Source organism: Streptomyces sp. NPDC002536, from assembly GCF_053594995.1.
This window is the reverse complement of the sequence record NZ_JBSFWU010000182.1, coordinates 1-7,698: the sequence shown is the minus strand read 5'-3', so window position 1 is coordinate 7,698 and position 7,698 is coordinate 1. Positions and strand designations below refer to the sequence as shown.

At 70.7% G+C, this 7,698-nt stretch carries 7 protein-coding genes; 5 read left to right on the top strand and 2 right to left on the bottom strand.

Going from position 1 to position 7,698, the window contains the following annotated elements; translation table 11 throughout:
• The first annotated feature begins 105 nt into the window (after positions 1-105).
• Positions 106-447 carry a DUF2516 family protein gene (locus ACWD4B_RS34460; protein WP_336415383.1) on the top strand — a complete coding sequence of 114 codons (342 nt, stop codon included), beginning with the start codon at positions 106-108 and terminating at the stop codon, positions 445-447.
• A gap of 27 nt (positions 448-474) precedes the next feature.
• Here the strand turns inward: ACWD4B_RS34460 and ACWD4B_RS34455 are convergent, their stop codons facing one another.
• Both ACWD4B_RS34455 and ACWD4B_RS34450 read right to left on the bottom strand, forming a co-directional pair.
• On the bottom strand, positions 475-1,716 hold the full coding sequence (locus tag ACWD4B_RS34455; RefSeq protein ID WP_451424468.1) for a PP2C family protein-serine/threonine phosphatase: 1,242 nt from the start codon (positions 1,714-1,716) through the stop codon (positions 475-477).
• 310 nt (positions 1,717-2,026) lie between these two features.
• Entirely contained in the window at positions 2,027-3,112 is a 1,086-nt protein-coding gene (locus ACWD4B_RS34450) for an NlpC/P60 family protein (RefSeq protein ID WP_451424467.1), read from the bottom strand.
• A 334-nt stretch (positions 3,113-3,446) separates the two neighbouring features.
• On the opposite strand from ACWD4B_RS34450, the gene pstS reads away from it, so the two are divergent.
• The 4 genes from pstS (at position 3,447) to pstB (ending at position 7,590) form a co-directional block, all read left to right on the top strand.
• On the top strand, positions 3,447-4,577 hold the full coding sequence (gene pstS, locus ACWD4B_RS34445) for a phosphate ABC transporter substrate-binding protein PstS (RefSeq protein WP_336415386.1): 1,131 nt from the start codon (positions 3,447-3,449) through the stop codon (positions 4,575-4,577).
• A 114-nt stretch (positions 4,578-4,691) separates the two neighbouring features.
• Entirely contained in the window at positions 4,692-5,687 is a 996-nt protein-coding gene (pstC, locus tag ACWD4B_RS34440; protein WP_451424466.1) for a phosphate ABC transporter permease subunit PstC, read from the top strand.
• On the top strand, positions 5,684-6,775 hold the full coding sequence (pstA, locus tag ACWD4B_RS34435) for a phosphate ABC transporter permease PstA (RefSeq protein WP_451424465.1): 1,092 nt from the start codon (positions 5,684-5,686) through the stop codon (positions 6,773-6,775). The genes pstC and pstA overlap by 4 nt, the downstream gene beginning before the upstream one ends.
• Positions 6,776-6,810: 35 nt before the next feature.
• Complete coding sequence (gene pstB / locus ACWD4B_RS34430) at positions 6,811-7,590, top strand: phosphate ABC transporter ATP-binding protein PstB (protein ID WP_390781711.1); 780 nt, start codon at positions 6,811-6,813, stop codon at positions 7,588-7,590.
• Positions 7,591-7,698: the final 108 nt, after the last annotated feature.

The window sequence follows — 7,698 nt, the reverse complement described above, 5'->3', positions numbered from 1 at the left end:
CCCGAACTCCTTCTGCTCCGCGTCCGGCAGGAATCTCACCCGCGCCGTCCCTTCGGCTGCTGGGGCTGCCGAAGCCTGTACGGTGGATCGTACGGAGGTGGCGGCATGCTCGTCGAAGGATTCCAACAGATCTTGGGCTGGGTCTCGCTCGGCCTGCTCGTCTTCACGGTGGTCGCGTTCCTCGACGCCGTGGTGCGCCGTGAGGACGCCTATCGCGCGGCCGACAAGCAGAGCAAGGGCTTCTGGCTGCTCATTCTCGGCATCGCGGTGGCCGTGAACGTCTTCCTCGGAGTCATGTCCTTCCTGCCGATCCTCGGACTGATCGCCACCATCGTCTACTTCGTGGACGTGCGCCCGGCACTCCGGCAGGTCTCGGGCGGCCGCGGCCCCCGCCGCCGGGGCTCCAGTTCGGACGGGCCGTACGGGCCCTACAACGGCGGGCGTTAGGGCCTGTCCGATGGGTCAGTGCGGGCCCTAACCCCGGTCCAGGAGCAGCACGGCCAGGTCGTCCGTCAACTCCTCGCCGTTCAGGGCGCGTACCTCGGCGACGACCGCGTCCAGCAGTTCCTCGCCGGCCAGCCCTTCCTTGACCTGGCGGGTCACCAGCTCGGTCATGCCCTCCTGGCCCAGCCGCCGCGCCCCGGCGCCGACCTTGCCCTCGATCAGGCCGTCCGTGTAGAGCAACAGGCTCCAGGCGTCGCCGAGTTCGACCCGGAGGTGCGGCCAGCGCGCCTGCGGGAGCAGGCCGAGCGCGGGGCCTCCGCCCTCCTGCGGCAGCAGGCCCGGGGCCCTGCCGGGACGCACCAGCAGCGGCGCCGGGTGGCCGGCCAGGCAGAGGCCCGCCGAGCGCCCGTCCGGCGCTATGTCGACGGTGCACAGCGTCGCGAAGATCTCCTCGTCGGCGCGCTCGTGCTCCAGCACCTGCTGGAGCGTGCCGAGCAGCTCGTCGCCGCACAGCCCCGCGAACGTCAACGCCCGCCACGCTATGCGCAGTTCGACGCCGAGGGCGGCCTCGTCCGGGCCGTGGCCGCAGACGTCGCCGATCATCACGTGCACGGTGCCGTCGGGCGTGCGCACCGTGTCGTAGAAGTCGCCGCCGAGCAGCGCCCGGCTGCGGCCGGGCCGGTAGCGGGCGGCGAACCGCAGGTCGGAACCCGCCAGCAGCGGGGTCGGCAGCAGGCCGCGCTCCAGCCGGGCGTTCTCCTGGGCGCGCAGCCGCGACTCGGTGAGCTGCCGCTGTGCCAGGTCCGCGCGCTTGCGCTCCACGGCGTAGCGGATGGCCCGGCTGAGCACCCGGCCGTCGAGCTCGTCGCGGAAGAGGTAGTCCTGCGCGCCGACCCGCACGGCCTCGGCCGCGCGCTCGGCGTCGGCCTCGGCGGTCAGCGCCAGGACGGCCTGGCGCGGGGCGAGGCGCAGCACGTGGCGCAGGGTGGCCAGTTCCTCGGGCGGGCCCACGGCCACGCCCTCGGGGAGACCGACGGCAGGCAGGGACAGGTCGAGCAGGATGCAGTGGACGTCGTCGGTGAGCAGCCGCTCTGCCTCGGTGAGGTTGCGGGCGGTACGGATGCGGACGGGGCGGCCCGCGGAGCACGTCGTCTCCGCCATCGCGGGGACCGAGAGCGAGCCCGTGGGGTCGTCCTCGATCACGAGCAGCGTCAGTCCGCCCTCGGGCAGCACGACGGAGGGCTCCGCCTGCCTTTGCGCGGGTACGGACATCACTCGGTTTCCTTCTCTCCCCCCGCGGGCACGGCGCTCCGCCGACGGGCGGGTACCGAACGTGACCCTAGCGCCAGGGCCCGGGCGAACGGAATGGTACGGAGCCATCCGCCTCTGTCATATGCCCATGCCAAGGGCCCTTTTGGCCGCATAACGTTGCGGACATGACATGACCAGAGTCACGTGGGACGAGCGTCTGCTCAGGCTTCCGTCTCGTTCCGCGGACGGCGGCGGGCGGCAGCGGACGACAAGCGGGCGTCACCTGTGCAGAGCCCGCGCGCCGGGACCGTGCCGACCCGTCGGACAGGCCCTAGCCCGGCCGCACCGCCCCGAGGACCGGCATCGAGCCCGCGCCCGTCGTCGTCACCTGCCGCCCCGGCCGCGGCGCGTGCACGATCATGCCGTCTCCCACGTACATCCCCACATGGCTGGCGTCGGCGAAGTAGATGATCAGGTCGCCGGGGCGCATGTCCTTGACGTCCACCCGCGGCAGCTGCCGCCACTGCTCCTGCGAGGTGCGCGGTATGGCGCGCCCGGCCGCGGCCCAGGCCTTGAGGGTGAGGCCCGAACAGTCGTAGGTGTCCGGGCCCTCGGCGCCCCAGACGTAGTCCTTGCCGATCTGCGCTGTCGCAAAAGCGACGGCCTGCCGGCCCCCGGAGCTCGCCGCGCCGGAGCCCGTGAGCACGCCGCCCTGCCCGGCCAGCCACTTCTCCTGCGCCTGCCGGGCCTGCTCCTCCTCCAGCTGCCGCAACCGCTCCCGCTCCTTCTCCTGCAGCCGGGACTCCAGCTCCCTGGCGGCCGACAGGCGGGACTCGATCTCCTTCTTCGCGTCCTCCTTCTCCCGGCGGTCGGCGTCGAGCTGCTTCCGGCGCTCGTCGGCGGCCTTGGCGTACCGGTCGAGCTCGGCGCGGGCGGCGGTCTGCTCGGCGATCAGGTCGCGGGTGGCCTGCTGGCCCTTGCGGAGCAGGGAGACGCCGTCGAAGAAGGCGCCGGGCGAGGGCGCGAAGAACAGCTGGGCCTGCGGGGACATCCCGCCGTTGCGGTACTGGGCCCGGGCCAGGGCGCCGGCCTGGTTCTTCAGCCGGTCCAGGCGCTGCTGCGCCTCGGTCAGGGCGCGGGCGATGTCGGCGACGTTCTTCTCCTGGAGGCGCTGCTGCGCGCTCGCCGCGTTGTAGGCGTCGGTGGCCACCTCGGCCTGCCGGTACAGGGTCTCCACCTGCTTGTGGACGTCCTCCAGAGATGGGGACGAGGACGGTGACGGGGGGCCGGGCTCGGCGTACGCCCCGGGGGCGGCCAGCGCGAGGAGCGTCCCCGCCGCGCACACGAGCGCGGTGGCGGTGGCGACCCGCCTGCCGCGGCCCGCCGAAGCGCCCGTCCGTCGTCCAGGAACCCGCACAGGACACCTCCGCGACTCCGCCCCCGCGCCTGACACTGCGTCACTCGAAGTTCGGATCGTGCCATGCCCGCCTGGATTGGAACAGAGACCTGGGTCACACTTCGTGCGGAACCAGCCGCGCCCCCGGCCACCACACTGATGGCCGAGGTTCACCCTCCGTTCACTCGCACCCATCGACTGCTTCACCTGATCTGCCTAATTTCGGCCCTGAGGGTGAGAGAGCCACACCGTCCGGACGGCCTCCACCCGGCTCGGTCGTATCGAACGGCTGAACAGCACGACACACCTCTCGCACGCCGCCCCAGCGGCGGCTCCCGGAAGGAACACCCCAACAGTGAAGCTTCAGCGCAAGAACCGGCTCCGCGCCGTCGCCTTCGGCGCCATCGCCGTCTCCGGCGCCCTGGTCCTCACGGCGTGCGGCTCGGACAACAACAGCGGCGGTTCCACCGGTGGGGGCGACTCCACCAAGGCGGCCGGCAACATCAAGTGCGACGGCCAGGGCTCGCTGCTCGCCTCGGGCTCGTCCGCACAGAAGAACGCCATGGACCTGTGGGTCAAGAACTTCACGGCGGCCTGCAAGAACATTCAGATCAACTACAAGCCCACCGGTTCGGGCGCGGGCATCCAGGAGTTCCTCCAGGGCAAGACCGCCTTCGCGGGCTCCGACTCGGCGCTCAAGCCGGAGGAGGCCGAGAAGTCCAAGAGCGTCGTCAAGGGCGGCCAGGGCATCGACCTCCCGATGGTCGGCGGCCCGATCGCGATCGGCTACAACGTGCCGGGCGTGGACAACCTGGTCCTCGACGCCGACACCCTCGCCAAGATCTTCGACGGCAAGATCGAGAAGTGGAACGACGAGGCGATCGCCAAGCTCAACAAGGACGCCAAGCTCCCCGACCTGAAGATCCAGGCCTTCCACCGCTCCGACGAGTCGGGCACCACGGACAACTTCACCAAGTACCTCAAGGCCGCGGCCGGCTCGTCCTGGCCGCACGAGTCCGGCAAGGCCTTCCCGGTCAAGGGCGGCCAGTCGGCCGACGGTTCGGCCGGAGTCTCCTCGCAGGTCAAGCAGACCTCGGGCGCCATCTCCTACTTCGAGCTGTCCTACGCGACCGCCAACTCCATCAAGACGGTCAAGCTCAACACCGGCGCCGCCGCCCCGGTCGAGGCCACCTCGGACAACGCCTCCAAGGCGATCGCCGAGGCCAAGATCACCGGCACCGGCCAGGACCTCGCGCTCCAGCTCAACTACACCACCAAGGCCGAGGGCGCCTACCCGATCACCCTGGTGACGTACGAGATCGTCGGCGACAAGGGCAACAAGCCCGAGACCCTCGCGGCGACCAAGTCCTTCCTCACCTACATCGCCAGCGAGGACGGCCAGTCCGTGCTGAAGGACCTCGGCTACGCCCCGCTGCCCGCCGAGATCGCCAAGAAGGTCCGCGAGACCGTCGCGAACATCTCCTGACCCGGTGCGGCCGGCTCCCGCCTCACCCGGGAGCCGGCCGCGCCATCCGGTGCACCGCCGCGCCAGGAACCGTGACCCACGACCGGGTCCGGCTCCGCAGACCGGAGAAACCTCATGGACATAACTCCCGCCACAGCAAGCCCACCGCCCACACCGGGCAACGGCCCCGCCCACGCCGGCCGACCGGCCAAGGCGGCCGCCCGCGCCGGTGACCGCGTCTTCCTCGCGCTCTCCCGGGGATCCGGGATCCTGCTCCTGGTGATCATGGCCGCCATCGCGGTCTTCCTCACCGTCCGGGCCGCTCACGCCCTCTCCCAGGACCACGGCAATTTCTTCACCACCTTCGAGTGGAACGCCAACGCCAACCCGCCGGTCTTCGGCATCGCGGTTCTGGCCTTCGGCACGATCGTCAGCTCGCTGATCGCCATGGCCATCGCCGTCCCGGTCGCCATCGGCATCGCGCTGTTCATCACGCACTACGCACCGCGCAAGCTGGCCACCCCGCTGTCGTACGTCATCGACCTGCTGGCCGCAGTGCCCTCGATCGTCTACGGCCTGTGGGGCGCCCTCTTCCTGGTGCCGCACCTGGGCGGGCTCTACAGCTGGTTCAACGACTACCTCGGCTGGACCGGGATCCTCGCCTACCACGACGGCGCCGCCCGCTCGCTGTTCACCATCGGCATCCTGCTGGCGATCATGATCCTGCCGATCGTCACCAGCGTCAGCCGCGAGGTATTCCGCCAGGCCCCCAAGATGCACGAGGAGGCCGCCCTCGCCCTCGGCGCCACCCGCTGGGAGGTCATCCGGCTCTCGGTCCTGCCCTTCGGCCGCTCGGGCGTCATCAGCGCGTCGATGCTGGGCCTCGGCCGCGCGCTGGGCGAGACGATGGCCGTCGCGACGGTCCTCTCGCCCAGCTTCACCATCAGCACCAGCCTGCTGGACCCGGGCGGCGGAACGTTCGCCCAGAACATCGCCAGCAGCTTCAAGGAGTCCGGTGAGCTCGGCAAGGACGCCCTGATCGCCTCCGGTCTCGTCCTCTTCGTCCTCACCCTGCTGGTCAACGGCGCGGCCCGGATGATCATCGCCCGCCGCAAGGAGTACTCGGCATGAGCGGAGTGACCATGGACCCCACGCTGACCGCCGAGGACGGCGCCCCGCAGGCGTTCCCGAAGAACAGCCTGCGCCACCCGCGCCTCCCCCGCTGGACCCCCGCCGCCCTCGCCGCCGCCGCGGTCGCCGCCGGCACCGGCATCGGCCTCGGCGCCGGACTGAGCAGCCGCATGCAGTGGGGCCTGATCGCCGCCCTCCTCTACGTCGCCGCGATGTACGTCCTCGCCGCCCGCGTCGAGGGCCGCCGGCAGGCCAAGGACCGGCTGGCCACCAGCCTCGTCTGGGTCTCCTTCGTCCTCGCGGTCGTCCCGCTGGTCTCCCTGGTCTGGGAGACCGTCTCCCGCGGCGCAAAGGTCCTGGACGTCGACTTCCTCACCCACTCCATGGGCGGCGTCCTCACCATCCAGCCCGGCGGCGGCGTCTACCACGCCATCATCGGCACCCTGGAGCAGGTCGGCATCGCCACCGCCATCGCGGCCCCCATCGGCCTGCTCACCGCGGTCTACCTGGTGGAGTACGGGCGGGGCAGGCTGGCCAAGGCCGTCACCTTCTTCGTCGACGTGATGACGGGCATCCCGTCCATCGTCGCGGGCCTGTTCATCCTGAGCTTCTGGATCATCATGCTCGACAACGGCTACTCCGGCTTCGCCGGATCGATGGCCCTGGCGATCCTGATGATGCCGGTCGTCGTCCGCTCCACCGAGGAGATGCTCAAGCTCGTGCCGAACGAGCTGCGCGAGGCCTCGCTCGCCCTCGGCGTGCCGAAGTGGCGCACGATCCTCAAGGTCGTCCTCCCCACGGCCCTCGGCGGCATCGCCACCGGCGTGATGCTCGCCGTCGCCCGCATCGCGGGCGAGACCGCCCCGATCGTCCTCCTGGTCTTCGGCTCCCAGGTCATCAACAACAACCCCTTCGACGGAGCCCAGTCCTCCCTGCCGTACTACATCTACGAGCAGTGGGCGGCCGGCAACGAGGCCAGCTACAACCGCGCCTGGGCGGCGGCCCTGGTCCTCATCGCCTTCGTCATGATCCTCAACCTGGTGGCCCGCGGCATCGCCCGCTGGAAGGCCCCCAAGTCCTCCCGCTGACGCGGATATCGGTAACGAAAGAAGCAGTGATCCCCATGGCCAAGCGAATCGACGTCAGCGGCCTCTCCGCCTACTACGGCAACCACAAGGCCATCGACGACATCTCCATGACCGTCGAGCCCCGCTCCGTGACCGCCTTCATCGGCCCCTCCGGCTGCGGCAAGTCCACCTTCCTGCGCACCCTCAACCGCATGCACGAGGTCACCCCCGGCGGCCGCGTCGAGGGCAAGGTGCTGCTGGACGACGAGAACCTCTACGGCCCCGGCGTCGACCCCGTCTCCGTGCGCCGCACGGTCGGCATGGTCTTCCAGCGGCCGAACCCCTTCCCGACCATGTCCATCTACGAGAACGTGGCCGCCGGCCTCCGCCTCAACGGCACCCGCGTCCGCAAGTCCGAGCTGGACGCCGTCGTCGAGAAGTCGCTGCAGGGCGCCAACCTCTGGAAGGAGGTCAAGGACCGCCTCGACAAGCCGGGCGCCGGCCTCTCCGGCGGCCAGCAGCAGCGGCTGTGCATCGCGCGGGCCATCGCGGTCGAGCCCCAGGTCCTGCTGATGGACGAGCCCTGCTCGGCGCTCGACCCGATCTCGACGCTCGCCATCGAGGACCTCATAGGCGAGCTGAAGGAGCGGTTCACGATCGTCATCGTGACCCACAACATGCAGCAGGCGGCCCGCGTCTCGGACCGCACCGCCTTCTTCAACCTGGCGGGCGTGGGCCAGCCGGGCCGTCTCGTCGAGATCGACGAGACGGCGAGGATCTTTTCGAATCCCTCGGTCCAGGCGACCGAGGACTACATCTCGGGTCGCTTCGGATAAGTCGACTGCAGGTCGGCTGTGGCTGGTCGCGCAGTTCCCCGCGCCCCTTACGGGGCGCGGCCCCCGACTCGCCTTGCGGCGCTGCATGGCGGTGCCGCCCCAAAGGCG